The sequence below is a fragment of the Pseudomonas sp. SDO5591_S426 genome, assembly GCF_054070755.1.
Genome location: NZ_JBSVXD010000019.1, coordinates 20,866 through 44,688, shown reverse-complemented (window position 1 = coordinate 44,688; position 23,823 = coordinate 20,866). Strand labels below are relative to the sequence as shown.

General features: G+C 59.3%; 20 protein-coding genes. 12 read left to right on the top strand and 8 right to left on the bottom strand.

Annotated elements, in window-relative coordinates:
* Positions 1–150: 150 nt before the first annotated feature.
* Positions 151–2,904, bottom strand: coding sequence for a response regulator (locus ACW9JC_RS06670; protein WP_457454276.1), 2,754 nt, complete (start codon positions 2,902–2,904; stop codon positions 151–153).
* 215 nt (positions 2,905–3,119) lie between these two features.
* On the opposite strand from ACW9JC_RS06670, the gene ACW9JC_RS06665 reads away from it, so the two are divergent.
* The 3 genes from ACW9JC_RS06665 to ACW9JC_RS06655 all read left to right on the top strand — a co-directional run bounded on the left by ACW9JC_RS06665 (position 3,120) and on the right by ACW9JC_RS06655 (position 5,822).
* Positions 3,120–3,839 carry a response regulator transcription factor gene (locus ACW9JC_RS06665; RefSeq protein WP_457454274.1) on the top strand — a complete coding sequence of 240 codons (720 nt, stop codon included), beginning with the start codon at positions 3,120–3,122 and terminating at the stop codon, positions 3,837–3,839.
* Positions 3,829–5,187 (top strand): histidine kinase sensor domain-containing protein, encoded by a 1,359-nt coding sequence (locus ACW9JC_RS06660; protein WP_457454272.1) that lies wholly within the window; start codon positions 3,829–3,831, stop codon positions 5,185–5,187. The genes ACW9JC_RS06665 and ACW9JC_RS06660 overlap by 11 nt, the downstream gene beginning before the upstream one ends.
* A 131-nt stretch (positions 5,188–5,318) precedes the next feature.
* A complete protein-coding gene (locus tag ACW9JC_RS06655) occupies positions 5,319–5,822 on the top strand; it encodes a hypothetical protein (RefSeq protein WP_457454271.1) in 504 nt (167 codons plus the stop codon).
* 50 nt (positions 5,823–5,872) lie between these two features.
* Here the strand turns inward: ACW9JC_RS06655 and ACW9JC_RS06650 are convergent, their stop codons facing one another.
* Positions 5,873–6,253, bottom strand: a complete 381-nt coding sequence (locus ACW9JC_RS06650) for a hypothetical protein (protein ID WP_457454270.1) — start codon at positions 6,251–6,253, stop codon at positions 5,873–5,875.
* Between the two features lie 653 nt (positions 6,254–6,906).
* Between ACW9JC_RS06650 and cysM the strand changes: the two genes are divergently transcribed.
* The 6 genes from cysM (at position 6,907) to ACW9JC_RS06620 (ending at position 14,181) form a co-directional block, all read left to right on the top strand.
* Positions 6,907–7,809 carry a cysteine synthase CysM gene (cysM, locus tag ACW9JC_RS06645; protein ID WP_457454268.1) on the top strand — a complete coding sequence of 301 codons (903 nt, stop codon included), beginning with the start codon at positions 6,907–6,909 and terminating at the stop codon, positions 7,807–7,809.
* A complete protein-coding gene (rlmD, locus tag ACW9JC_RS06640; RefSeq protein WP_457454267.1) occupies positions 7,809–9,161 on the top strand; it encodes a 23S rRNA (uracil(1939)-C(5))-methyltransferase RlmD in 1,353 nt (450 codons plus the stop codon). Before cysM ends, rlmD begins: the two co-directional genes overlap by 1 nt.
* A 121-nt stretch (positions 9,162–9,282) precedes the next feature.
* Positions 9,283–11,526, top strand: a complete 2,244-nt coding sequence (gene relA, locus ACW9JC_RS06635) for a GTP diphosphokinase (RefSeq protein ID WP_338582476.1) — start codon at positions 9,283–9,285, stop codon at positions 11,524–11,526.
* Between the two features lie 130 nt (positions 11,527–11,656).
* Positions 11,657–12,490: a nucleoside triphosphate pyrophosphohydrolase gene (gene mazG / locus ACW9JC_RS06630; RefSeq protein ID WP_457454283.1), complete on the top strand. Its 834-nt coding sequence runs from the start codon at positions 11,657–11,659 to the stop codon at positions 12,488–12,490.
* Positions 12,491–12,518: 28 nt separating this feature from the next.
* Positions 12,519–13,061 (top strand): DUF2058 domain-containing protein, encoded by a 543-nt coding sequence (locus ACW9JC_RS06625; protein ID WP_416129728.1) that lies wholly within the window; start codon positions 12,519–12,521, stop codon positions 13,059–13,061.
* A gap of 172 nt (positions 13,062–13,233) precedes the next feature.
* On the top strand, positions 13,234–14,181 hold the full coding sequence (locus tag ACW9JC_RS06620) for a hypothetical protein (RefSeq protein ID WP_457454265.1): 948 nt from the start codon (positions 13,234–13,236) through the stop codon (positions 14,179–14,181).
* Between the two features lie 59 nt (positions 14,182–14,240).
* Here the strand turns inward: ACW9JC_RS06620 and ACW9JC_RS06615 are convergent, their stop codons facing one another.
* The 6 genes from ACW9JC_RS06615 to ACW9JC_RS06590 form a co-directional block, all read right to left on the bottom strand.
* Positions 14,241–14,429, bottom strand: coding sequence for a hypothetical protein (locus tag ACW9JC_RS06615; protein ID WP_150704355.1), 189 nt, complete (start codon positions 14,427–14,429; stop codon positions 14,241–14,243).
* 376 nt (positions 14,430–14,805) lie between these two features.
* Positions 14,806–16,026: a beta-ketoacyl-ACP synthase I gene (gene fabB / locus ACW9JC_RS06610; protein WP_338582471.1), complete on the bottom strand. Its 1,221-nt coding sequence runs from the start codon at positions 16,024–16,026 to the stop codon at positions 14,806–14,808.
* Between the two features lie 11 nt (positions 16,027–16,037).
* Positions 16,038–16,553 (bottom strand): 3-hydroxyacyl-[acyl-carrier-protein] dehydratase FabA, encoded by a 516-nt coding sequence (fabA, locus tag ACW9JC_RS06605; RefSeq protein WP_003227150.1) that lies wholly within the window; start codon positions 16,551–16,553, stop codon positions 16,038–16,040.
* A gap of 247 nt (positions 16,554–16,800) precedes the next feature.
* Complete coding sequence (locus ACW9JC_RS06600) at positions 16,801–18,702, bottom strand: ATP-binding protein (RefSeq protein WP_457454264.1); 1,902 nt, start codon at positions 18,700–18,702, stop codon at positions 16,801–16,803.
* Entirely contained in the window at positions 18,699–19,631 is a 933-nt protein-coding gene (locus ACW9JC_RS06595; protein WP_457454263.1) for an ABC transporter substrate-binding protein, read from the bottom strand. The genes ACW9JC_RS06600 and ACW9JC_RS06595 overlap by 4 nt, the downstream gene beginning before the upstream one ends.
* A gap of 1 nt (position 19,632) precedes the next feature.
* Positions 19,633–21,756 carry a TonB-dependent receptor plug domain-containing protein gene (locus tag ACW9JC_RS06590; RefSeq protein WP_457454262.1) on the bottom strand — a complete coding sequence of 708 codons (2,124 nt, stop codon included), beginning with the start codon at positions 21,754–21,756 and terminating at the stop codon, positions 19,633–19,635.
* A 195-nt stretch (positions 21,757–21,951) separates the two neighbouring features.
* On the opposite strand from ACW9JC_RS06590, the gene ACW9JC_RS06585 reads away from it, so the two are divergent.
* Genes ACW9JC_RS06585 through sixA form a run of 3 tightly spaced genes read left to right on the top strand, consistent with a single transcriptional unit; the run spans position 21,952 to position 23,807 of the window.
* Positions 21,952–22,977, top strand: a complete 1,026-nt coding sequence (locus ACW9JC_RS06585; protein WP_416129734.1) for an NAD(P)H-dependent glycerol-3-phosphate dehydrogenase — start codon at positions 21,952–21,954, stop codon at positions 22,975–22,977.
* Positions 22,978–23,007: 30 nt separating this feature from the next.
* The gene (locus ACW9JC_RS06580) at positions 23,008–23,355 is read left to right on the top strand and encodes a DUF4389 domain-containing protein (RefSeq protein WP_150704360.1); all 348 of its coding nucleotides are present in this window, start codon (positions 23,008–23,010) and stop codon (positions 23,353–23,355) included.
* Entirely contained in the window at positions 23,352–23,807 is a 456-nt protein-coding gene (gene sixA / locus ACW9JC_RS06575; protein WP_448109001.1) for a phosphohistidine phosphatase SixA, read from the top strand. Before ACW9JC_RS06580 ends, sixA begins: the two co-directional genes overlap by 4 nt.
* Positions 23,808–23,823: the final 16 nt, after the last annotated feature.

Sequence of the window (23,823 nt, the reverse complement as noted above, 5' to 3'; positions counted from 1 at the left end):
TGGCGCTCTCACGCATCTGGAGCTGCCGAAGGCTGCGATCTTTTGACCTTGATTTTTGGCGATCACGAAGCCGCCCAAGATCAAAAGATCGCAGCCTTCGGCAGCTCCTGCATTATTAGCCCTTCCACTGTTCGACCACGTTGAGCTGAATCAAGCATTGATCCGCGCCTGGGCGGCCAGACGATTGATCGCCCGGTCGAGTTCTTCGAGCGCGCCGAAGGCTTTCGGGTCTTGTTGCTTGAGCAGGGTTTCGCTGCGTTGGCAGGCGGCGCGCAGTTGCGGTACGCCGCAATAACGAGTGGCGCCATGCAGGCGATGGACCCGTTCGATCAGGGCGTTGTGATCGTGGCTTGCCTGGGCCTGGCGAATCGCTTCGCGGTCGGCTTCCAGCGAAGCCAGCAGCATTGCCAGCATGTCTGCCGCCAAATCGGCCTTGCCGGCGGCCAGGCGCAAACCTTCTTCGTGATCCAGCACCAGCAATTCGTAGGCGCTGCCGTGGCTGTCGCCAGAACGCTCCGGGACCTGATTGCGCAGCGCCAGGCCACTCCACTTCAACACCACTTGCGCCAGTTGCCGTTCGCTGATCGGTTTGGTCAGGTAGTCGTCCATGCCGCTTTGCAGCAATGCGCGTTTTTCGTTGGCCATGGCGTGGGCGGTGAGGGCGACGATCGGCAGCGGCGTGCAATGCCGTTCGCTTTCCCACTGGCGGATCGCTTCGGTGCTCTGGCGTCCGTCCATGCCGGGCATCTGCACGTCCATCAGCACCAGATCGAAGGTCTCGCTCTGCACCGCTTTGATGGCGGCGTAACCACTCTCCACGGCCAGCACTTTGGCGCCCATGTCTTCGAGCAGGGTTTGCACCAACAGCAGGTTGGCCGGGTTGTCGTCGACGCAAAGCACTTTCGGCGCGCGGCTGGAGACCGGTTCGCCGGGTTCGCTGCGGGGCAGGCGCGGGTTGACCAGATCGGACAGCGCACGCCGCAGCTTGCGGGTGCAGGCCGGTTTGGCCTGGAGCTGGCTGTGCGGGTTGGGCACCGAGAGGTGGAACAGCGTCTGTTCCGTGGTCGGGCACAGCACCAGCACTTTGCAGCCCAGGTGTTCGAGGTCCCAGATGTGCTGGTTGAGGCGCTCAGGCGGCATGTCGTTACTAGTGACACCCAGCACCGCCAGGTCAATCGCCTGATCAGTCTGATGCGCGCCGGTTACGCCATTGGTCAGGCTTTCCAGGGTATTGAACGGGGTGACGGCGAGGCCGCAATCCTCCAGTTGGTGCTGCAATGCCTGACGGGCCAGCTCGTGGTTTTCCAGTACCGCCACGCGCCGGCCGAATAGCGGCGGACCGGGCAGGTCTTCGGCGTCGTCACGGGTTTTCGGCAGGCTCAGGCTGATCCAGAACTCCGAACCTTCGCCCGGTGTGCTGTCGACGCCGATCTCGCCGCCCATCTGTTCGATCAGGCGCTTGGAAATCACCAGTCCCAGGCCGGTGCCGCCGGGTTGTCGCGACAGCGAGTTGTCGGCCTGACTGAACGCCTGGAACAGCGCGCGCACATCCTGGTTCGACAGGCCGATGCCGGTGTCCTGGATGCTGATGCGCAGTTGCACGCTGTCTTCGTGTTCTTCTTCAAGCATGGCGCGGGCAACGATGGTGCCTTCGCGGGTGAACTTGATCGCGTTGCTGACCAGGTTGGTGAGGATCTGCTTGAGCCGCAGCGGATCACCCACCAGCGACAACGGCGTGTCGCGGTAAACCAGGCTCACCAGTTCCAGCTGCTTGGCGTGGGCGGCCGGGGCGAGGATGGTCAGGGTGTCCTGCAGCAAGTCGCGCAGGTTGAACGGAATATGGTCGAGCACCAGTTTGCCGGCCTCGATCTTCGAGAAGTCGAGGATCTCGTTAATGATCCCCAACAGGCTGTCGGCGGATTTTTCGATGGTGCCCAGGTAGTCGAGTTGGCGCGGGGTCAGCTCGCTTTTTTGCAGCAGGTGCGTGAAACCGAGAATGCCGTTGAGCGGCGTGCGGATTTCGTGGCTCATGTTGGCCAGGAACTCGGACTTGATCCGGCTCGCTTCCAGGGCTTCCTTGCGCGCCAGGTCGAGCTCGATGTTCTGGATTTCAATGGTTTCCAGATTCTGGCGCACGTCTTCGGTGGCCTGGTCGATGCTGTGCTGCAATTCTTCCTGGGCATTTTGCAGGGTGCCGGCCATGCGGTTGATGCCGGACGCCAATTCATCCAGCTCCTGGCTGCCGAGGGGCGGCAGGCGGGTTTCCAGATGACCGTCCTTGAGTTGGGCCACGGCTTGCTTGATCTGGCTTAACGGACCATTGATCGTGCGCCCCATGCGCAATGCCAGCAGCGCCGCCCCGCAAAGACCGGCGGCGATCATCATCAGGCTGGCAAACAGGCTGCGGTAACCGCGCAGCAGCATGCCGTTGTGGGACAGTTCGAGCTCGACCCAGCCCAGCAGGCGGTCGGCTTCATCGGGAATCACGTCACCGGCCAGATTGCGGTGTTTACCGAACACCGGCAGTAAATAACGGGTCGCGTCATTGCCGCTGCGGCGCAGCATTTGCGAGCCGTCGCCCAGGGGCGCCTGATTGAGCATGGTCGGCCCGGCGTGGGCCAGGAGTGTGCGGTCTGGCGCGAGAAAGGTCACGGCACGCACGTCCGGTTGTTCCAGGGACTGCGTGGCGATGCGTTCCAGCAACTCATTGTTGTGGTGACCCATGGCCGGCGCCACCAATGGCGCCAGTTGCTCGGCGATCATTTCACCGCGCTGCATCAGTTGGGTTTGCAGGTCCGATTGCTGCATCCAGGTAAAATAGCCGCCCAGGACCAACGCCATCAGGCTGGTCGGCAACAGGGTCAGCAACAACACGCGGCCTTTAATTCCCAGTTTCTTGAGCACGCATCTCTCCTGCATCCAGCTATCGATAGACCTGCGCATGCGTCCGGCACGCGTCACCTGCGCAGTGTAGCGATTTGCAGGCGGGCAATCTTTGTAAAATTGATGTCGTCATTCGTCGGTCGGTTCGACACTTTTACAGGCTGGGAGAACCCTTGGGTTGCCCTGTGCGATGCAATCTTGAATAATTGTCAACTGAGAATTATTTGCAGATACTCATGACTCCCATTGCTGCCGGCCATCCCCGTATCCTTTCCATCGAAGACGACCTCGTGCTCGGTGCCTATGTCCACGAGCATCTGGGCCGTAGCGGCTTTCAGGTGACCTGGTGCCAAAATGGCCAGGAAGGTCTGGACGCTGCCCGCGATCACGCCTTCGATGTGGTGCTGATGGACATCCTGCTGCCGGGCCTGGACGGATTGTCGGTGCTGACGCAATTGCGCCAGAGCCATTCCACGCCGGTATTGCTGATGTCGGCGCTAGGTGCCGAGGCGGATCGCATCAGCGGCTTCCGCCTGGGCGCCGACGACTACCTGCCCAAACCCTTCAGCATGGCCGAGTTGCGCGTGCGCATCGAAGCGATTCTGCGCCGGGTTGCACTTGATCGCCGGCCTACAACGGCGGCGATTGCCCCGGCGACGGACAACCTGCGTTTCGACGACGATCTGTTCGAGGTTTTCTACGGCGAGCAGGCGGCCGGCCTGACCCGCAGCGAATACCGGCTGCTGGAAACCCTGAACCGCAACGGCGATGAAGTGTTGAGCAAAGCCTTCCTTTATCAACATGTGCTGCAACGCGGTTACGCGGCCCATGACCGCAGCCTGGACATGCACATCAGCCAGATCCGCCGCAAGCTCAAGGCCATCGGTTATACCGAGCGTGAAGTGCGCACGGTCTGGGGCAAGGGTTATATCCTGAGTGCCGGCGATGAAATGTAATTTGCCGGGGCGGCACTCGCTGTTCTGGAAACTCGCCTGTCTGCTGGTGGCGTTCTGTCTGCTGATGATCTGGCTCAGTTGGTCCTGGGGCCGCTATATGGAGGAGCGCAACCAGTTCCTCTCGGACGAGGCCCGGGGCGCCCTGACGCGCTACTCCGCCGAAGCCGAGCAGGCGTGGCGTCAGGACGAGCGTCAGGGCGTCGACCGCTGGCTGCAAAGCATGCAACGCCGGGAAAAGAGCTGGGTGGGCGTCATCGGCGGTGATTTGCAGTCCTTGGGCAGCCAGGCATTGACCGACAAAGACATCGAGCACCTAACCTTTCTGCGCGGCCTCGATTGGCCCATCCACAAAAAAGGTCGGCCATGGATGCGCGTGCCGTTTCCCGGCGATCCTTCCGCCGGCAGCCTGGTGATCGAACTGCCCCAACGATTCGTGCCCGGGCAATACCGGGTGTTCTGGCGCGTGATCACCAACGGCGTGATTCCGGGACTGTTCACCTTGCTGCTGTGCGTCGGGTTGTACCGCTTGCTGGTGGTGCCGCTCAATCACCTTCGCGCACAGGCCAATGCCTGGCGCGCCGATCAGTTGAACGTTCGGCTGTCGAGCCGGACCACCAATCGCTCTGATGAATTGGGTGAACTGGGCAGGGCGTTCGATCACATGTCCGAACGCCTGCAAACTACCGTGGCGCTGCAACAGCAATTGCTGCGCGACCTGTCCCACGAACTGCGCACGCCGCTGAGTCGCCTGCGGGTGGCCAGCGAAAGCGAACAAGGGCTGGAAGCCCTGCGCGAGCGTATTGGCCGCGAAGTCGATGGCATGCAACGGCTGGTGGAAGACACGCTGCAACTGGCTTGGCTCGACACAGAACGCACGCGATTGCCCGATGAAGCGATCCAGGTCCAGGCCTTGTGGGAAATGCTCACGGAAAACGCCTGCTATGAAAGTTGCTGGTCGCCCGCCCAATTGCGCTGCGAGGTCGATGCTTCCTGCTGGGTGCGCGGTAATCTCAACACCCTGGCCCAGGCGCTGGAAAACATGCTGCGCAACGCCATTCGGCATTCTCCGGCCGGCGGCATCGTCGCCCTCGGTGGCCGACGTGCGGGCAAGTACTGGCATCTGTGGCTGGAGGATCAGGGCGGCGGAGTCGAGGAAGCAGATCTTGAGCGGATCTTCCTGCCGTTCACGCGCCTGGATGGCTCGCGGCCGGGCAATGGCGGCTTTGGTCTGGGCTTGAGCATCGCCAGGAACGCGGTGCAGCGTCAGGGCGGAAAGCTTTGGGCGCAGAACGCCGGGAGCGGGTTGCGGATGAATATGCGGTTGTTGGTTCATACGTCGCCGGTTTAACCGGCAATGTTCAAATTGTAGTTTTGAGATAATTCGCAACATCTTTACATGGCATTCCTTGGACAAAACTCTCAAGGTTTAAAGTTGGGTGGCGATATCTAACTTGAGAATAAAATTCAGGGAGATGTTTGATGAATATTAATTTTCCGGTGTTGTCGATGAAGGCAGATGCCTACGTCGTCAAGAATCCTCATGAAACTACCAATAGCTACACAAAGAAGAATGCCGATGATGCTGTTGAATCATTGAAGTTGATTGGCGAATCTTCATTGGGGGCGTTGAAGGATTTGTTGCGGGGCTACGATTTTACATCAGTCAGTACAAATGAATTGACGAAAATTGGGCAGGCGCTCTATCACGATGATCTGATAGATATTCATATGTATGATTTTCTTTCTTTGGGCAATATGGCGTTTGATGAACGTGGTCATAAGGCCGAGACAGACGTGAAATTTAATGCGATTGCCATGTTCAACCAGTTACTGGAGGAACGGCAGGCGATTGGCAGGTCGGAATCTGCGTCGAGTTTTCATGAAATAACGAGTGCCTTGGTACGTGTGAATCATGCACTGGGGGCACTGTCTTTTTTTGCAAACACCCCTCAGAATCACCTGGCCGTCAACGTTGAGGCCTGAATAGACCGGTGCACGATGATGAAAGCTGCGTGCACCGGCAGATCACCTATTTATCGGCCATAACGTGTTGTGCCGGAATACCCTCTGGCTACATTGTGGTCATTTTTCAGGCGAACCCTGTAGCTGCCCAACTCACCAAGAGTCGACACATTACTTCTATTGCCTCCATCGACTTTAGTCCAGATTGAACCATTCAATCTGTCAATGAATTGGCTTGGGGGATTACTAACGCCTAAGGCCGTAATAGTAGAGGTGATATTTGCTTGTCGACATCCATTTGCGCCGGTAATGGTGAAAGGGCCTTGAACGATTACTTCCGAGTTGGCAGGCACGATTCCACTATAGGTGTTCTGAATGTAAACGCATGCAGCAGAGACTTGGCCGCTCGCAATCATCAGTGCGGCAAAGGGTAGGGCGAGTAAAATCTTCATCGGTTTTCTTCCTTGAGATAAATCCAGTTTGGCTAAGTTAAGGTGTGAGCATCACCAGCGAGTCATCGCTTGTCCCGCACCCTATGAGCAGTCAGACGTCGTGTTTGACTGAACATTGAAAAAGATTATCTGTAAGTTCTGATGCCAACTAGTTCATGCATGCCGTTGCGAGGTGCAGGAAATTTCCGATGAGCACATTCTTTTTTCCTACAGAAAAGTGCATTTGCTGACAGCGATTTGTTACCCCTTGTTTTTCAGGACGGAATGGAAAATTGACCGAACCACCATCAGGCTGATCATGGCGGAGTGTTCCCGAGTTGTTGTACGAAATTTCCGAAAGGGTATCACCGGCATTTTGAGGCTTCCTTGACCGTTTAAGCTCTGGCTTTTACTCATCCTCAAGGAGTCAGGCCTGCTTACCGCCCCGAAGAAAAAGTCGCACCACTGGCGCGACAATTTTCGTAGTCGCACAACCTGATCATGCTTGGTCAGAGCAACCACCCGGAAGTGCGCGAGTTTTACTGGCCCAAGCAGAAGCCTGCTGATCCAGCCCCTTATTCCCAGAAGCCATAAGCACCACACTTTGCGTGATATGGCCTTCCGAGGTTTGCCGGTATGATAGGCGCCCCCGCAGTCTGGATTGCGAATACGCCATGACCTTGCAGTACCCAACCATCGCCGATTGCGTCGGCAACACTCCGCTGGTTCGTTTGCAGCGCCTGCCCGGCGCCACCAGCAATACCCTTTTGCTCAAGCTCGAAGGGAACAACCCGGCGGGTTCGGTCAAGGACCGTCCGGCGCTGTCGATGATCACCCGCGCCGAATTGCGCGGGCAGATCCACGCCGGCGATACGCTGATCGAAGCGACCTCGGGTAATACCGGCATCGCGTTGGCCATGGCCGCCGCGATCAAGGGTTACAAGATGATCCTGATCATGCCGGACAACTCCAGCGCCGAGCGCAAGGCCGCCATGACCGCCTATGGCGCCGAGCTGATTCTGGTCAGCCAGGAGCAAGGCATGGAAGGCGCCCGCGACCTCGCGCAGAAGATGGAAGCCGAAGGCCGTGGCAAGGTGCTGGATCAGTTCGCCAACGGTGACAATCCCGAGGCGCACTACACCACCACCGGCCCGGAAATCTGGCGTCAGACCCAGGGCGGCATCACCCATTTCGTCAGTTCCATGGGCACCACCGGGACCATCATGGGCGTTTCGCGCTACTTGAAAGAGCAGAACGAAAATGTCGAGATCATCGGTCTGCAACCGATGGAAGGCTCGGCGATCCCGGGCATCCGTCGCTGGCCCCAGGAATACCTGCCGAAGATTTACCAGGCCGATCGCGTGGACCGGATCGTCGACATGGCGCAAAGCGAAGCCGAAGACGTGACCCGTCGACTGGCCCGCGAAGAAGGCATCTTCTGCGGCGTCTCTTCGGGCGGTGCCGTGGCGGCGATGCTGCGTTTGTCCAAAGAAGTTGAAAACGCGGTGATCGTCGCGATCATCTGCGACCGTGGCGACCGTTACCTGTCGACCGGCATTTTCGACGCGCCCAACTGATGGCCAAGCATGAGAGAGGCCTGCGCTTCCAGCCCACCGGCGGCAGCAAGGCCCCGCAAGTCCCGACCGGCAAAAAGCAGCGCCTGACCATCGAGCGCCTGGCCAATGACGGTCGCGGTATCGCGTTTTTCGAAGGCCGGACCTGGTTCGTCATCGGCGCTTTGGCCGGTGAAGAGATCGAGGCGCGCGTACTTGGTGCCCACGGCAAGGTGGTCGAGGCGCGTACCGAGCGGGTATTCAAGGCCAGCGAATTGCGTCGCCCGGCACCGTGCCCCCATGCCGGCCGTTGCGGCGGTTGCAGCGTGCAGCATCTGCCTCATAACGAACAGCTCGCCCTGAAACAGCGCATGCTCGCCGAGCAATTGTCCAAGGTCGCCGGTGTCGAACCCGAAGAATGGGCGGCGCCTTTGAGCGGTCCGGAATTCGGCTACCGTCGCCGCGCCCGCGTAGCCGTGCGTTGGGACATGAAGGCCAAGAAACTCGAAGTCGGTTTCCGCGCCGCCGGCAGCCAGGACATTGTCGGTATCAATGAGTGCCCGGTGCTGGTACAGCCCTTGCAACCGATCATGACCCGTTTGCCGGAGATGCTCCGTCGCTTGAGCAAGCCTCAGGCACTCGGGCATGTGGAACTGTTCAGTGGTTCATCGCTGGCAGTTTTGCTGCGACACATGGCGCCGTTGTCTGAAGCCGACCTGACGATCCTCAAGGATTTCTGTGCGTTCCATGAAGCCCAGTTATGGCTGCATGGCGACGGCGAGCCGCAACCGGTCGAGGCCGATCAATCGTTGGGCTATCGTCTGGAACAGTGGAATCTGGAACTGGCTTACCGGCCCGGAGATTTCGTGCAGGTCAACGCCGGGGTCAACGAAGCGATGGTGGCCCAGGCGCTGGACTGGTTGAAACCGACCGCGGATGAGCGCGTACTCGATCTGTTCTGCGGCCTGGGCAACTTTGCCTTGCCGCTGGCCCAGACCGTTCGCGAAGTGGTGGCGGTGGAAGGTGTGCAGGTGATGGTCGAGCGGGCAGCCGCGAACGCCGCTAGCAATAATCTGCATAACGCGAAGTTTTTTCAGGCCGATTTATCCCAGCCTTTGACCGACGCCGAATGGGCGCGCGAAGGCTTTTGTGCGGTACTCTTGGACCCACCGCGTGACGGTGCTTTCGAGGTCGTGCGCAAGCTCAAGACCTTGGGTGCCGAACGGTTGGTGTATGTGTCGTGCAACCCTGCAACTCTGGCGCGCGACACGGTCGAATTGATCAAGCAGGGCTACCGGTTAAAACGTGCCGGGATTCTCGATATGTTTCCTCAGACGGCACATGTCGAGGCCATGGCGTTATTTGAAGCGAGCTAGGATGCTCGTCTGGTCCGACTGGCCCGCCCGTGCAGCCACGCACCAGCCCGACGTGGGCGCACGGGCAACGAAGGTCAGCGATTTGACGCATTGAATCTGCGTCGTAGGGAAGGTAAGCAAGATGGTACAGGTGAGAGCACACCAGCCGATCAACACCGACGGCAGTATCAATCTCGAGGCTTGGCTCGATCATGCGGTCAGTGTCGATCTGGCACTGGATCGCGAAGCCTTGAAGGAGGCCTGCGAGTTCGCTCGCGAGTCTGAGCAACAGGCCAATGCGGCCAAGAATCTGTGGTCGGAAGGAAACTCGAGTTTCCGCACCGGCCTTGAGATCGCCGAGATTCTCGCCGACCTCAAACTCGATCAGGATTCGCTGGTCGCCGCGGTCCTGTACCGTGGCGTGCGCGAAGGCCAGATCCAGCTTCCGGCGATCAGCCAGCGCTTCGGTCCTGTAGTGGCCAAGCTTATCGACGGTGTGCAGCGCATGGCCGCGATCAGCGACAGCTTGAGCCCGCGTAAATCCCTGGTGCTCGGCACTCAGGGCCAGGTTGAAAACCTGCGCAAGATGCTGGTGGCCATGGTCGACGACGTTCGCGTCGCCCTGATCAAACTGGCCGAGCGCACCTGCGCGATCCGTGCGGTAAAAACCGCCGACGACGAAAAGCGCAACCGCGTCGCCCGTGAAGTCTTCGACATCTACGCGCCGCTCGCCCATCGCCTGGGGATCGGTCATATCAAGTGGGAACTGGAGGACTTGTCCTTCCGTTACCTTGAGCCCGATCAGTACAAGCAGATCGCCAAGTTGCTCCATGAGCGGCGACTGGATCGCGAGCGTTTCATCAGCGACGTGATGAGCCAGCTGAAAAACGAATTGCAGGCCACCGGCGTCGATGCCGACATCAGCGGCCGGGCCAAACACATCTATTCGATCTGGCGCAAAATGCAGCGCAAGGGTCTGGAATTCAGCCAGATCTATGACGTGCGCGCCGTTCGCGTGCTGGTGCCGGAAATGCGCGATTGCTACACCGCGCTGGGTATCGTTCACACCCTGTGGCGACACATCCCGAAAGAGTTCGACGACTACATCGCCAACCCGAAGGAAAACGGCTACCGCTCGTTGCACACGGCAGTGATCGGCCCCGAGGGCAAGGTGCTGGAAGTGCAGATCCGCACCCACGCCATGCACGAAGAGGCAGAGCTGGGGGTTTGCGCGCACTGGAAGTACAAAGGCACCGACGTCAAGTCCGGCTCCAATCACTACGAAGAGAAAATCTCCTGGCTGCGTCAGGTGCTCGAGTGGCATGAAGAGCTGGGTGATATCGGTGGTCTGGCGGAACAGCTGCGGGTCGATATCGAACCTGATCGCGTCTACATCTTCACCCCGGACGGTCACGCCATCGACCTGCCGAAGGGCGCGACGCCGCTGGACTTCGCTTACCGTGTGCACACCGAAATCGGTCACAACTGCCGCGGCGCCAAGATCAACGGGCGCATCGTGCCGCTCAACTACAGCCTGCAAACCGGTGAACAGGTCGAGATTATCACCAGCAAGCACGGCACCCCGAGCCGTGACTGGCTGAACCCGAACCTGGGTTACGTCACCACCTCGCGGGCGCGGGCAAAGATTGTTCACTGGTTCAAGTTGCAGGCCCGTGACCAGAACGTCGCGGCGGGTAAAACCCTGCTTGAGCGTGAGCTCAATCGCCTCGGTTTGCCGGCGGTGGATTTCGACAAGCTGGCTGACAAGGCCAACATGAAAACCGCCGAAGACCTGTTCGCCGCCCTCGGTGCCGGCGATTTGCGCCTAGCGCAACTGGTCAACCTGGCGCAGCAACTGGTCGAGCCGGAACGCGGCAACGAGCAACTGGAGCTGATTCCACGCAAGGCCACCGGCTACAAACCGGGCAAGCGTGGCGACATCCAGATCCAGGGCGTCGGCAACCTGATGACCCAGATGGCCGGCTGCTGCCAGCCGTTGCCGGGGGACGCCATCGTCGGTTACATCACCCAGGGCCGTGGCGTGAGCATTCACCGCCAGGACTGCGCCTCGGTGCTGCAACTGGGCGGGCGCGAGCCGGAGCGGATCATCCAGGTCAGCTGGGGGCCGGTGCCGGTGCTTACCTATCCGGTGGACATCGTCATTCGCGCCTACGACCGTTCCGGACTGCTGCGTGATGTTTCGCAGGTGCTGCTCAACGAGCGCATCAACGTGCTGGCGGTCAACACCCGCTCGAACAAGGAGGACAACACCGCGCTGATGTCCCTGACCATCGAGATTCCGGGGCTGGACGCGTTGGGTCGGTTGCTCGGGCGAATTTCGCAGTTGCCGAACATCATCGAAACGCGGCGTAACCGTACGCCGTGAGGATGACTTCGATCCTTTGTGGGAGCTGGCTTGCCAGCGATGCAGGCAACTCGGTCTCTCTGGAGCATCGAGGTGATGCCATCGCTGGCAAGCCAGCTCCCACAGGGTTTTGTGGTGAGACAGAAAAATGATGTACAGCCTTGAAGACCTGCTTCACCTCATGAACCGCCTGCGCGATCCGCAGTTCGGTTGCCCATGGGACATCAAGCAAACCTACGCCACCATCGTCCCGCACACCCTTGAAGAAGCTTACGAAGTCGCCGATGCCATCGAGCGCGGGGACTTCGATCACTTGCAGGGTGAGTTGGGCGATTTGCTGTTTCAGGTGGTTTATTACAGTCAGCTGGCCCGGGAAGAAGGGCGCTTCGAGTTTGCCGGCGTGGTCGATAGCATCACTCGCAAGCTGATCCGTCGTCATCCTCACGTGTTCCCTACCGGCGACTTGTACGCGCCGCTGGACGTGCCGCGCCTGAATGAAGACCAGGTCAAGCAACGCTGGGAAGAGATCAAGGCTGAAGAGCGCGCAGAGAAATCCGCGGCACCGGAGCAGTTGTCGTTGCTCGATGACGTGCCCGCTGCATTGCCGGCATTGTCACGTTCGGCAAAATTGCAGAAGCGGGCAGGGCAGGTCGGTTTCGACTGGCCGGACGCCTTGCCGGTGCTCGATAAAGTCCGTGAAGAGCTTGATGAAGTGCTCGAAGCCATGTCGGAAAACGATCCGGTGGCTGTAGCTGACGAGATCGGTGACCTGCTGTTTTCCGTGGTCAATCTGGCACGTCATCTCAAGGTTGATCCGGAAACCGCGCTGCGTGGTGCCAACAGCAAGTTCGAACGACGCTTCCGTTTTATCGAACAGGCATTGCGCGACACCCACCGTCCCATGGAAGATTGCACCCTCGAAGAGTTGGACGCCTTATGGGGCGAAGCCAAACGTCAGGAAAAGAATTTGCCCAGCTGCGGTTGAGCAGTTGCCTAAGTGAGTAATAAGCACCATGAGCATTTCCCTTCGCGACCAGTTGCTCAAAGCAGGACTGGTCAACCAGAAGCAGGCCAAGCAGGTCAGCAAAGACAAGCAGAAGCAACAGCGCCTGGCCCACAAAGGCCAGGTCGAACTCGATGATTCCCAGCAGCGCGCGGCTCAGGAAGCCATGGCCGAGAAGGTCAAGCGCGATCAGGAGCTCAATCGTCAGCAGAAGGAAAAAGCCGAGGCCAAGGCCCGTGTCGCGCAGATCAAGCAATTGATCGAAGCCACGCGCCTGCCGAAGTTGACGACCGAGGATTACTACAACTTCGTCGACGACAAGAAGGTCAAGCGCCTCTCGGTCAACGCGCTGATGCGCAACAAGCTCAGCAACGGCTCGCTGGCCATCGTCCATCACGCCGGCGGCTACGAAGTGATCCCGCGTGAAGCGGCGCTGAAGATCCAGGAGCGCGATCCGCAGCGCATCGTGCAGATGAACGTCAAGACTGAAGAAGTCAGTGTTGAGGACGATCCGTACGCGGCCTATCAGATTCCTGATGACCTGATGTGGTAATCGACTCGATGCTCTAGCGGGCTTACATGTTTGCTAGCACTTCAAGAGTTTTTGCACATTGAACCCGAAAGATTGTATCGATACGATCTTTCGGGTTTTCTTTTTTCAAAAAAATTTAGTTTTAATGATCTGGAGAAAACAAATGGAATGAACTTCAATAAGGATTAAATCAATGCTTGTAAGTATCGCTTCGTTACGTCAGCCAACTTTCAAATCGCAGTTTTCAAAGCAACGGTCGTCCTATCAAACCATCAGCGAATATCTGGTGAGTGAGTTGGATGCACGGGTTGACCATGTGCTCTGGAAAATAAAAATGGCCGCGAAGGCCGCCCGAGAGGACCATGACGGGGCCGCCTGCCTTTTCTTCACACTGCCTGAGTTCTTCTGGAACATCCCCTGGCATGAGGTCCGCAGCGAAGCGGAGCTCCATGAACTGAACTCTGCCTATCTGGAGAAGGTGCCCGAAGGTGTAGCTTCATTGATGACAGAACTTCCAATTGAACGGTACGGCAAGATTGTATTGCTGGCGGGGAGTTGTGCGACGCTCATCAAAGTTGGAGAAGGTGAATCGAGTTATTACGATGTTATTAATTACCTGCTGGCCATTTCCAATAAAGAATATGAAGTTGACAGGCCATTGATGTCGATGTGGCCGAAACGCCATGTATCAGGTATCGACTTTGGCAAACACTTGAGTATGGATGGGGACTTTTGGCTATTCAGGCTTTCCGAAGAGATCGTCGTCAGGGTGAAGAAACTCAGTAGCGTGCGGGCCGAGCATAGTTACGTTGATGGATATGAAGGTAAGTTTATCAATAGCCTCGTCAATGGCTGCCCCTTCGGTATCAATCTGTGCCTGGATTACTACAACTTGGAGGAGGGCGAGCGCGACAGCCAGGTTGAGCTCACCGAGGCAAAAATCGATTTCCTGATCGCCTGCGGCATGGATTTCGATTACGCCAAGCGTCACCCGTCATCGTTGCAGTTTTCGATTCGCAATGACGGAATGGGCGATGGCGAAGTCGAAGTGGTCAGGCTTGAAGCGGGTCGGATTGTTGATCGAGTCCCGTCGGTGCCGATCGAGAGCGACCTGTATTTGACGTTGCTTGAGGTTGTCTGAAAGAGATCGCAGCCTGCCCGGCAGGGAAGGGGCAGGCTGCATCGTGATGGAAGCGTTTTTCAACCGGTCGCCAGTTCGCGCTTATGCTCCAGCGTTTCCAGTTCAGCCTTGTAGTTGTGGGCGTCGATCTCGTTGTGGAACATCCCGACCAGCAAACCTTGTTGATGCACATCCCAGATGCGGATACCGGCGGCTACGCCTTCGTGGGATTTATGTGAATCGTCGCGTTCAGTCACTTTTACAGTCATCTGCTAGCTCCAATCTCTGTTATCTGCAGCAAGGCGTGTGCAGGACTCTGTTATAGGGTTTGGTAGCTTGCTAAGTAAACGACTGAGTTTGGAAAGGGACTGTTGCAGAATCGGAGAAAATCCCGCAGGCCTTGAAATACGCGACATTCAGTCGCAGGCCGTTGAGTTTCATGACAAATGCTTCATGTTCAGAAACGGCAAATGCCCCTGTAGGAGCTGTCGAAGGCTGCGATTTTTTGATCTTGCCTTGAAGTCAAAAGATCGCAGCCTTCGGCAGCTCCTACAGGATTTGTATATGTCTTGAGGTTTTTTCAAAAGGCAAAAAAACGCCCCGAACCAGTCGGGGCGTTTTCATGTGCGGCTCAGCGGCGGGGAATTACTTGCCTTCCCAGCGCTTCAGCACCAGCGTGGCGTTGGTGCCGCCGAAACCGAAGCTGTTGCTCATCACAGTGTTGATGGTGGCGTTTTCGCGGGTCTTGGTCAGCACCGGCAGATCGGCTACTGCAGGGTCCAGTTCGTCGATGTTGGCGGAGCCGGCAATGAAGTTGCCTTCCATCATCAGCATGCAGTAGATCGCTTCGTGAACGCCGGCGGCGCCCAGGGAGTGACCCGACAGGCTCTTGGTGGAGCTGATGGCTGGAGCCTTGTCACCGAACACTTCACGCACACCTTTCATTTCCGCGACGTCGCCGACCGGAGTCGAAGTGCCGTGGGTGTTCAGGTAGTCGATCGGGGTGTCGACGGTGGACAGCGCCTGCTGCATGCAGCGGATCGCGCCTTCGCCGCTCGGGGCAACCATGTCGTAGCCGTCGGAAGTCGCGCCGTAGCCAACGATTTCCGCGTAGATCTTCGCGCCGCGGGCCAGAGCGTGTTCCAGCTCTTCTACCACGACCATGCCGCCACCGCCGGCGATGACGAAACCGTCACGGTCCGCATCGTAGGCACGGGAGGCTTGTTCCGGGGTGTCGTTGCGTTTGCTGGACAGGGCGCCCATGGCGTCGAACAGGAACGACTGGCTCCAGTGCTCTTCTTCACCGCCGCCGGCGAACACGATGTCCTGCTTGCCCATCTGGATCTGTTCCATGGCGGTACCGATGCAGTGAGCACTGGTGGCGCAGGCAGAAGCGATGGAGTAGTTCAGGCCCTTGATCTTGAACGGAGTGGCCAGGCAAGCGGAAACGGTGCTGCTCATGGTCCGCGTTACACGGTATGGGCCGACGCGCTTGACGCCTTTCTCGCGCAGGATGTCCAGCGCTTCCATCTGGTTCAGGGTCGATGCGCCACCGGAACCGGCGATCAGGCCGGTACGCGGGTTGGACACCTGCTCTTCGGTCAGACCGGAGTCAGTGATGGCGTCTTTCATGGCCAGGTAGGCGTAAGCCGCTGCGTGGCCGACGAAGCGATAGATCTTGCGATCGATCAGCTCTTCAAGGTTGAGGTCGATGGAGCCGGAAACCTGGCTACGCAGACCCATTTCGGCATATTCCGGGTTGAACCGGATGCCAGGGCGGCTTGCACGCAGGTTAGCGGAGACGGTCTCTTTGTCATTGCCCAGGCACGAAACAATGCCCAGACCAGTGATAACGACGCGGCGCATGCGGATAACCCTTAGAAGTTGTCAGTGGAGGTGAACACGCCGACCCGGAGGCCTTCGGCGGTGTAGATTTCGCGACCGTCGACAGTAACCGAACCGTCGGCGATGGCCAGGTTCAGCTTGCCCTTGAGGACGCGCTTGATATGAATGTTATAGGTGACTTTCTTGGCGGTCGGCAGGACCTGGCCGAAGAATTTCACTTCGCCCGAACCCAGGGCGCGACCGCGGCCCGGCAGGCCTTGCCAGCCGAGGAAGAATCCGACCAGTTGCCACATGGCGTCGAGGCCCAGGCAGCCCGGCATCACCGGATCGCCTTCGAAGTGGCAGGCGAAGAACCAGAGGTCCGGATTGATATCCAGCTCGGCGACCAATTCACCTTTGCCGTACTTGCCACCTTCTTCGCTGATCAGGGTGATGCGATCAACCATCAGCATGTTCGGGGCGGGCAGTTGCGCGTTACCTGGGCCGAACAGCTCACCGCGACTGCAGCGCAGCAGGTCTTCCCGGGTAAAGGCGTTTTGTTTGGTCATGCGAGCTCCTCAATAGTCCCATGCGGCAGGTGGGGCAAATCTTCCCGGCCGATCGAAGCGTTCATGCCTCGAACCGGCAGCCTACTCATAGACTATTGCGTTGTGGTGAAAGTCACAGCACCAAGGACATGAATGTACACTTGTGCACTGAAATTTTTATTCAAGCCCCTTTTCGGGCCTGTTCGGGTGCCTAAGACTGCCGCACTTTCGCCTTTCACGCCAGTCGCAGATGCTCGAAAGGCCTGTACTACTGCACCCAGCGCTGCAGAATTTGCTGAAGATCAGTACGTTTGAAGGGCTTGGCCAGATAATCGTTCATCCCCGCCGACAGACAGGCTTCGCGATCGCCCTGCAAGGCATTGGCGGTCAGGGCGATGATCGGCAAGTCGGTGCAACCGGGCAGCTGGCGAATCTGTCGGGTGGCCTCGTAGCCATCGAGGATCGGCAATCGGCAGTCCATCAGGATCGCTTCGAAAATCAGGCTCTCGGCACTGCGCACCGCCTGCACGCCATCGGCGGCGACGCTGACTGTAAAGCCGAGACTGCGCAACATGGCTTCGATGACCGTCTGGTTGACCGGATTGTCCTCGACCAGCAACACATTGCGCCCTTCACCGTCGCCTTTGCCTGTGGGCGCGCGCGGCGCCAGTACCGGCAAAGGCTGTTGAAACAGCGCCAGCGGGATTTCCAGGGTGAACACCGAGCCGCGACCTTCTTCGCTCTGGGCGCGCAAGGTGCCGCCCATGCGTTCGGCGAGCGTGCGCGCAATCGGCAGGCCCAGGCCGGTGCCGCCGTAACGTCTTGAAATAGAACTGTCGGCCTGCTGGAACGCGTTGAACATCAGTTCCAGGCTCTCGGCTGCGATGCCGATCCCGCTGTCGCGCACCGTGCAGGTAAACCACAGCAATTCGTGATCCAGTGACTGCCATTGTGGTTCGATGGACACGCGACCCTGCTCGGTGAACTTCAGCGCATTGCCGATCAGGTTCACCAGAATCTGCCGGATTCGCGTCGGATCACCCTGAACCTGAAGCGCCCGCATGTCCTCTGGAACCTGCAATTGCAAATCGAGGCCGCGCTGTGCGGCGCTGTGCTGGAACGCCTGGGCGCAGCTGCCGATCAGGTCGGCGAGGTTGAACGGAATGTGTTCCAGCTCCAGTTCCGAGCGTTCGATACGCGAGAAATCCAGAATGTCGTTGATGACTTTCAGCAGGTGTTCGGTGGATTCAGAAGCCAGCGCCGCGTATTCCACCTGTTCGTCGGTCATCTGCGTGGTTTCAAGCAACTGCAGCATACCCAGCACGCCATTCATCGGCGTGCGCAGTTCGTGGCTCATCATCGCGAGGAAATCGGACTTGGCGTTGTTGGCCTTTTCCGCTTCCTCGCGCGTCTGGATCAGTTGCGCCATGGCTTGATGCTGTTCACGGCTGGCCTGTTCGAGACCGCTGGCCAGGTTGTTGATGTGTTGCGACAGGGCGCCCAGCTCGGTGTCGTCGACGATGGGCAGCGGTGTTTTGTAGTCGCCGTCCTGGATCGCCTTGACCGCGTTGCCGATGTCGCGGATTGGTTGCGACAGGCTCCCCGCCAGGCGTCGGGCGAGCACGAAGGTAAACAGCAGCGCGAACAGCGCCAGAATCGCAGCCTTGAGCAGGATCTCCTGCTGGCGTTGACTGAATGCATCGTTGGACAGACCGACGATCACCCGGCCCAGATAGTCCTCGGCAGGCGCATTGCTGGCGACTTTGTTGTTCTGGAAAAAATCATTGTGCAGCGGCACCCGTTGCAGGCGCACCGGTGCCTGGAACACTTCGACTTGATGCGGGCGTGTGTGGTCGGCCGACGGTTGCTCGACGTACACCAGAATCCGGTTGGCGCTGTCCTGCACTTCCAGGAAACGCACGTTGGGCGTGGCCAGCGTGGCCTTGAGCAGGCTCTCCAGCACCTCGTTGTTGCCGGAAATCACCCCGTATTCAGTGGCCGGGGCCAATTGGTTGGCGATCAGTTGGCCGGTGTGGTTGAGCTCTTGGCGCAGGTCCTGGATCCGCACAAAAGTGAAGAAACTGATCAACAATAATGTCAGCAACAGGGCAGGGCCGAGGCTGATGAGCTGGGTCCGGGTGTTGATGTCCCAACGGCGACGGAAGGTCATGGACGGCGTTCTCTTTCGGCCAACAGTGTTGCGACAGACGCTTCGTTTATCTGTTCCATACCTAATGAACGAGCCACCTGCGGGTTGCTTGAGACTTTGAAACGAAGCGGGTAGAGCGTGCGCGGCCACGTCGCGGGTGGCTGGTCGAGCAATTGATCGAGTATCACCAGCCAGTCACCCTGATCGGTGTAAGTGCTGGCCAGGCTTCCGGCCCTGACGAACCCTGCGTTGGGGCCGATCAGCGCCAGTTGTCGCGAATAACTGCTGAGCAGCAGGTTTTTCGCGGTTTTCTGGTTGAACAGATCGGGGTCATCGAGGCCCAGCAGCACATCGCTGTTGTTGAGCAAGGTCTGCAATGGACGACTGTCGTGGGTGTTGTCCCAGCGTTCGGTGACCACCTCAAGCCCAAGGGTGTAAGCGGCCCGGCGCAGTTCCTTCAACAGAAACTCGCTGTGATCGTCATACAGCACGCCGACCCGTTTGACCTGGGGCAGCAAGAGTCGGGTCAGGCGCAATTGGCGGTCCAGCGGCGGATCGCTCCAGAGCAGGCTGAGGTATGGCGGCAGGCTGTCACCCAAGTGTTGGCGCGCTTGCAGTCGGCTGATGCGCATCACCAGCGTCGCCGGACCTTCCGGGTCTTGCAGGCGCCAGTCGAGGCTCGGCAGGTCGAGCAGAATCAAACGCGTGTCGTCGTCCAGTTTTTCTGGTGCCGGCAGATCGGCCAGCGGCTGGAAGCGCACCTGATCGCCAGGGCGCAATTCACGCAGGGCCTGAATGAAAGATTGCACGCCGGGGCTGTCCTCGGCGCCGGTCAACAGGATGTCCGCAGCGTTGGTCGACAGGCTGCTCAGCCAGCCAGCGATCACCAGGCACAGCATGGCCATCAGGTGCCCCACACCTGGCGACTTGCGTGGCGGACAATGCGCCATCTTAAAACGCCAGCTCCGCGCTGAAGTACAGCACCCGGCGTTCGTCGTAGTTGTTGTCGACGAAAGTGGTGGGTTGATTGTCGAGGCGTTGCTGGAGCACGCCGGCCAGTTCCAGATTGGCCTTGCCGAGGCGAATCTGCTTGGCGATACGCGTGTCGACCCGCTCGAAGCGGTAACCGTTGAGTGCATCGTCGCCATAATAGAAGAGTGCGCTGTTCCAGCCCTGACCCCAATCGCGCAGCCAGCCGACGGAGCCGCTGTTGCGTGCGGTCTGTAGCGCATCCTGCGGGTTGCTCGCATCGGAATCGACGTAGGCGTAGGTCAGGCGCAGTCGGTCGGCAGTGCCGACTCTCCAGTCGAGTTGGGTTTCGGTTCCCGAAAAACGTGCCGTGTTCGAGTTGCTTGCAATGTACTGGTTGTTGCGCAGCGGCTCGCTGATCATGCCGGTGATTTCGTCGTAGAACAGCTTCACATCGACCGCCAGCCCCCACTCGGCAAAGTAGCCGTTGTAGCCCAGTTCCCGGGAACGCATGTGCTCCTGATCGAGGTCGCCGGGGCCGCGTGTCTTGACGAAGTAACGGGCGCTGGACTGGCCGTAGGCCCCGGGCTGGATGTTGGTGACGCGGTAACTCCAGTTGACACTGTTCTCGAACATGTCCGGTGAGCGAATGGCTTCGGAATACACCGCACGCAACCCGTGGCGCGGGTTGATCAAGTAATTGACCGCCACCCGCGGGGTCAGCGAACTGCCGATCAACCGCGTGTCTTCGAACATCGCGCCGCCCTGCAGCAACCAGTGTTCACTGGCGCGCCACTCAAGTTGGCCGAAGGCCCGCCACGTCGTGTCATCGAGGGTGCCATTGAAGTAGGTCTCGGAATCCGCCCGGTCGTAACGATAGTTCACGCCGCTCACCAGCCGCAGGCTATCGGACAGGCTCAGGGTGTCCTGCAATTCAAGATCGTAGCGCGTTTCCCGGGCGCTCTGGTCGATGTCGCCGCAAACGGTCTGGCTGGCGCCGTTGCGCCATTGATCGAGGACCTGATTGGCCAACGCCTGCTCGGCAGGCGTACCCGACGGCGCACCGGGTCCGGTGAAGCGCGTGATGTTGCGGGCCAGGCGCTCGGTGTAGTTCGGGTTGAGCTGCCAGAGTTCGGTCAGTTGCGGGCTGAACGACACCTCGGCATCACAGGCGCGCCAGGTTTGCTGGCGATCCCAGTGCTGGGCCGAACCCTGGATATACAGGCTGTGATCGGGATTGATGTCGAGATTCCAGCGCAGCGAGCCGGCGTAGTCCTTGGCCTTGACGTCGGAATCGTCCCCGGCGCGGGTAATCCCCGAGAACACCGGGCGGTAGGTATAGGGGCGCTGGTTGCCGCCTTCTTTGGCGTTCAATTGCCAATCGATACTTTGTTGCTCGTTGAGCGTCTGGCTGACCGCCAGGTTAAAGCGATTCAGGCGGCGACTGTCGTGATAATCGGCGCCCCGACGGTCGCTGTCGAAGCCATCGTCCTGCTGGCCGGAGAGAGACAAACGCAAGTCGCCATCCTCCCAACCCACGCCCTGGCTAGCATAAAAGTCGTTGATGCCACGCTGGCCGCGGGTGATTTTCATCCGCGTGCCGTGGCTGTCCGCCGGGTTGCGGGTGATGATGTTGACCACCGCCATCAGCGCGTTGGCGCCGTAGCTGACGGTGTTGGGTCCACGAAAGACTTCGATGCGCTCGATGTCTTCCATGGCCACCGGGATGTCGCTCCAATCCACCGTGGCCAGGCCCGCGCGGTACACCGAACGGCCGTCGATCAATACCTGCATGCGTCGCGCTTCGCCAGCGCTGGTGCCGTGGTAGTTCACGGTGGCCTGATTGCCGCTGATGTTGCCGACCATCATGCCCGGCACCAGCCGCAGCACCTCACTGATGTCCCGCGCGCCGCTGGCGGTGATCAGCGCATTGTCGATCACCGTCATGCTCCCCGGCACGGCGGCCGGCGACTGCTTCAGGCGCGTGGCCGTGAGCACTTGCGGCAGCGGATCGCTGTCCAGGAACAAGTCGTCAGCCAGCAATGGCGAGCTGAAAACCAGCGCCAGCACCAACGGCGAGTGGGGAGATGGAGAGCCCAGCGACACAACACATCCTTGTTAATTATTGTTGGCGCGCATGTTAACCGAGCCCGATGACTTTTCCAGTCACGATGTCAGCATTTTCCGCGGTTTTATCGGACTTGTTTCCATCTGCGCGGGTAATTGACGCGGGGGCTGGCCGCGACTGGGGCGCTCCGTATAATGCCGACATCGCCACTGGTATGGATTAACGGATTGCATATGACTGAACAGCGCCCGATTGCGGTCCTGGGAGGCGGAAGTTTTGGTACCGCCGTGGCAAATCTGCTGGCCGAGAACGGCCATCAGGTCCTGCAGTGGATGCGTGATCCCGAACAGGCCGAGGCCATTCGGGTCAATCGCGAAAACCCGCGTTACCTCAAGGGCATCAAGATTCTGCCCGGCGTAACCCCGGTCACCGACCTGCAAGCGACCCTGGAAGCCTGCGACCTGAGTTTCGTCGCACTGCCGTCCAGCGCGTTGCGTTCAGTGCTGGCCCCGCACGCCGAATTGCTGCGCGGCAAAATGCTGGTGAGCCTGACCAAAGGCATCGAAGCCCAGACCTTCAAATTGATGAGCCAGATCCTCGAAGAGATCGCCCCGCAAGCGCGCATCGGCGTGCTGTCCGGGCCGAACCTGGCCCGTGAGATCGCCGAACACGCGCTGACCGCCACGGTGGTCGCCAGTGAGGACGAAGAACTCTGCGAGCGTGTCCAGGCCGTTCTGCATGGCCGCACTTTTCGCGTTTATGCCAGCGCCGACCGTTTCGGCGTGGAACTGGGCGGGGCGTTGAAAAACGTCTACGCGATTATTGCCGGCATGGCGGTGGCGCTGGACATGGGCGAAAACACCAAGAGCATGCTGATCACCCGGGCGCTGGCGGAGATGACCCGGTTCGCGGTGAATCAGGGCGCCAACCCGATGACCTTTCTTGGCCTGGCGGGCGTGGGCGATTTGATCGTGACCTGCTCTTCGCCAAAAAGCCGCAACTACCAGGTCGGATTTGCCCTCGGCCAGGGCTTGAGCCTGGAAGAGGCGGTCAACCGCCTGGGCGAAGTGGCCGAAGGCGTGAACACCCTCAAGGTGCTCAAGGCCAAGTCCCAGGAGGTCGGCGTGTACATGCCGCTGGTCGCCGGGCTGCACGCGATCCTGTTTGAAGGGCGCACGCTTGAACAGGTGATCGGCCTGCTGATGCGCGGCGAGCCGAAGACTGACGTCGACTTTATTTCCACCAGCGGTTTCAACTGAGCCCACTACTTAACCGGAACGGAGCGAAACATGAACGATCAGAAAGTAGAAGCCAAGTACGAATCCATTTTGCTGCGAGTGCTGTGGATGATCGTCTTTGTGCTGGTCTGGCAAGTGGCGCAATTCATCCTGGGCGCCGTGGTGCTGGTGCAGTTGATCTATCGTTTGATTTATGGCGCTCCGAGCGCCAGCCTGATGAACTTCGGCGACAGTCTGAGCCAGTTCCTGGCGCAGATCGGTCGTTTCGGCAGTTTTCACAGCGACCAGAAGCCTTGGCCGTTTGCCGATTGGCCAACGCCGCGTACGCCGGAAGGTGAAGCGCCGCACGTCGTGGCGCCAGCGCCACACCCGGCCCGAGATGAGGAACCCAAGCTATGAAAATCTGGGTATTGCGTCATGGTGAAGCGGTGCCACACGGCTCCCGCTCCAGCGATTCGGAGCGGGAACTGACGGACCACGGTCGTGAAGAAGTGCTGCGCAGCGCCGCGTTTTTGATTGGGCAGCCGCTGACGGCGATTTATGCAAGTCCGTACCTGCGAGCGCAGCAGACTGCACAGCTGGTGCACGAGGCATTGGGTTTCAAACCGGAAATCCGCACCGTCGAATGGCTGACACCGGACACCGAGCCGGACAAGGTGGCGGAACAGATGGTCGCGGTAAGCAACGTGTTGCTGGTCAGCCACAACCCGCTGGTGGGGAATCTGCTGAGCTACCTGCAACATGGCGCCGGGCATCCGCCGGAGAGGGTCAGCACGGCCGGGCTGGCGGAGCTCAAGGGCGATGAACTGCTGGTCGGGTCAATGAAGCTCGACAGCATCAAGCACCCATAAAAGCAAAGATCGCAGC

Excerpts from the sequence above, each read along its gene's own strand:
- ACW9JC_RS06625 (WP_416129728.1), top strand. The coding sequence starts at position 12,519 with ATGAGCATTTCCCTTCGCGACCAGTTGCTCAAAGCAGGACTGGTCAAC.
- ACW9JC_RS06580 (WP_150704360.1), top strand. The coding sequence starts at position 23,008 with ATGAACGATCAGAAAGTAGAAGCCAAGTACGAATCCATTTTGCTGCGA.
- ACW9JC_RS06585 (WP_416129734.1), top strand. The coding sequence starts at position 21,952 with ATGACTGAACAGCGCCCGATTGCGGTCCTGGGAGGCGGAAGTTTTGGT.
- ACW9JC_RS06600 (WP_457454264.1), bottom strand. The coding sequence starts at position 18,702 with ATGACCTTCCGTCGCCGTTGGGACATCAACACCCGGACCCAGCTCATC.
- cysM (WP_457454268.1), top strand. The coding sequence starts at position 6,907 with ATGACCTTGCAGTACCCAACCATCGCCGATTGCGTCGGCAACACTCCG.
- rlmD (WP_457454267.1), top strand. The coding sequence starts at position 7,809 with ATGGCCAAGCATGAGAGAGGCCTGCGCTTCCAGCCCACCGGCGGCAGC.
- ACW9JC_RS06660 (WP_457454272.1), top strand. The coding sequence starts at position 3,829 with ATGAAATGTAATTTGCCGGGGCGGCACTCGCTGTTCTGGAAACTCGCC.
- ACW9JC_RS06655 (WP_457454271.1), top strand. The coding sequence starts at position 5,319 with ATGAATATTAATTTTCCGGTGTTGTCGATGAAGGCAGATGCCTACGTC.
- relA (WP_338582476.1), top strand. The coding sequence starts at position 9,283 with ATGGTACAGGTGAGAGCACACCAGCCGATCAACACCGACGGCAGTATC.
- ACW9JC_RS06615 (WP_150704355.1), bottom strand. The coding sequence starts at position 14,429 with ATGACTGTAAAAGTGACTGAACGCGACGATTCACATAAATCCCACGAA.
- fabB (WP_338582471.1), bottom strand. The coding sequence starts at position 16,026 with ATGCGCCGCGTCGTTATCACTGGTCTGGGCATTGTTTCGTGCCTGGGC.
- ACW9JC_RS06620 (WP_457454265.1), top strand. The coding sequence starts at position 13,234 with ATGCTTGTAAGTATCGCTTCGTTACGTCAGCCAACTTTCAAATCGCAG.
- fabA (WP_003227150.1), bottom strand. The coding sequence starts at position 16,553 with ATGACCAAACAAAACGCCTTTACCCGGGAAGACCTGCTGCGCTGCAGT.
- mazG (WP_457454283.1), top strand. The coding sequence starts at position 11,657 with ATGTACAGCCTTGAAGACCTGCTTCACCTCATGAACCGCCTGCGCGAT.
- ACW9JC_RS06650 (WP_457454270.1), bottom strand. The coding sequence starts at position 6,253 with ATGAAGATTTTACTCGCCCTACCCTTTGCCGCACTGATGATTGCGAGC.
- ACW9JC_RS06665 (WP_457454274.1), top strand. The coding sequence starts at position 3,120 with ATGACTCCCATTGCTGCCGGCCATCCCCGTATCCTTTCCATCGAAGAC.
- ACW9JC_RS06595 (WP_457454263.1), bottom strand. The coding sequence starts at position 19,631 with ATGGCGCATTGTCCGCCACGCAAGTCGCCAGGTGTGGGGCACCTGATG.
- sixA (WP_448109001.1), top strand. The coding sequence starts at position 23,352 with ATGAAAATCTGGGTATTGCGTCATGGTGAAGCGGTGCCACACGGCTCC.